The sequence below is a fragment of the Streptomyces sp. BE303 genome (assembly GCF_036290945.1).
Lineage (GTDB): Bacteria > Actinomycetota > Actinomycetes > Streptomycetales > Streptomycetaceae > Kitasatospora.
The window spans coordinates 1-1750 of the sequence record NZ_JAQYWZ010000894.1 but is presented as its reverse complement, the minus strand read 5'-3'; the positions used below and the strand labels follow the sequence as shown (position 1 = coordinate 1750).

Genomic DNA, 1750 nt, shown 5'->3' with positions numbered 1-1750 from the left:
GATGATGCCCGCGACACCGGCCGCCGCCTGCGTGTGACCGAGGTTCGACTTCACCGACCCCAGCCACAGCGGAACGCCGTGACGACCCTGACCGTAGGTGGCGAGGAGCGCCTGGGCCTCGATCGGGTCACCGAGCGAGGTGCCCGTCCCGTGCGCCTCCACCGCGTCCACATCCTGCGCCGTCAGACCCGCCGACTCCAGCGCCTGGCGGATCACCCGCTGCTGCGACGGACCGTTCGGCGCGGTCAGACCGTTCGACGCACCGTCCTGGTTCACCGCACTGCCCCGCACCACCGCGAGAACCGGGTGACCCAGACGCTCGGCATCGGCCAGCCGCTCCACCAGCAGCATGCCGACACCCTCACCCCACCCGGTGCCGTCCGCACCCTCGGCGAACGACTTGCACCGGCCGTCGGCCGCGAGGCCCCGCTGCCGCGAGAACCCGACAAAGGTGTTCGGCGTCGCCATCACGGTGACACCACCCGCCAGCGCCGCGTCACACTCCCCACTGCGCAACGCCTGCACCGCGAGGTGCAGAGCGACCAACGAGGACGAGCACGCCGTGTCGACCGTGACCGCCGGACCCTCCAGACCGAAGGTGTACGACACCCGGCCCGACGCGACACTGCCGGAGCTGCCCGTGCTGAGGAAACCCTCCACACCGGGCGGCACCTCGGCGGTCTGCGAACCGTAGTCGTGGTACATGACACCGGCGAACACCCCGGTCCGCGAACCGCGCAGCCCCAACGGGTCGATCCCCGCCCGCTCGAACGCCTCCCACGACGCCTCCAGCAGCAGGCGCTGCTGCGGGTCCATCGCCAGCGCCTCACGCGGCGAGATCCCGAACAGCCCCGGATCGAAGTCCCCCGCGCCGTAGAGGAATCCACCTTCACGCGTGTACGAGGTACCGGGGTGATCCGGGTCGGGGTGGTACAGGTTCTCCACGTCCCAGCCACGGTCCTCGGGGAAGAACCCGATCCCGTCCCGCCCGGACGCCACCAGCTCCCACAGGTCCTCCGGCGACGCGACGCCCCCGGGGAACCGGCACGCCATCCCCACGATCGCGATCGGCTCGTCGTCCACCCGGACGCGCCGGGCAGGCGTGGCGGCCGGGCCGTGCTCGTCGGACATCCGCTCGTCGAGGGACGCGGCCAGCAGGGTGGCGTTCGGGTAGTCGAAGACCAGCGTGGACGGTAGCCGCAGCCCGGTCACCGCGTTCAGCCGGTTGCGCAGTTCGACCGCGGTGAGCGAGTCGAATCCCAGCTCGCTGAAGGCCCGCTCGGGGTCCAGGTGGTCGGACGACGCGTACCCGAGCACGGCGGCGACCTGGCCACCGACCAGGGCGAGCAGTGCCCGGGACCGCTCGTGCCCGGGAAGCGCGGACAGCCGTCGGGCCAGCGGGCTGCCGGCCGGGGCGACCACGGCACGGCCGGGCACGAGGCCGGCCAGCAGCGGCGGCACGGCCTCTGCGGCACGGAGTACCGCGGTGTCGACCGCGAGCGCAGCGACCAGCGGCCGTCCACCGGAAAGCGCCGCGTCGAAGGCCGCGAGCCCCTGCTCGGCGGTCAGCGGCAGGACACCACCACGCCGCATCCGCTCCCGGTCCGCATCGGTGAGCGTCTCACCCATCCCCGCGTCCCACAGGCCCCAGGCGAGCGACGTCGCCGGCACACCCCGCGACCGCAGCTCCGACGCGTACGCGTCCAGGAACGTGTTCGCGGCAGCGTAGTTGGCCTGACCCGCGTTGCCG

1 protein-coding gene is annotated in these 1750 nt (G+C 72.9%); it reads right to left on the bottom strand.

Annotation, left to right across the window (positions count from 1 at the left end; translation table 11 throughout):
• Nucleotides 1-1750 (bottom strand): beta-ketoacyl synthase N-terminal-like domain-containing protein (locus PUR56_RS34260; protein ID WP_329951810.1); only part of this gene is annotated, 1750 nt, incomplete at both ends.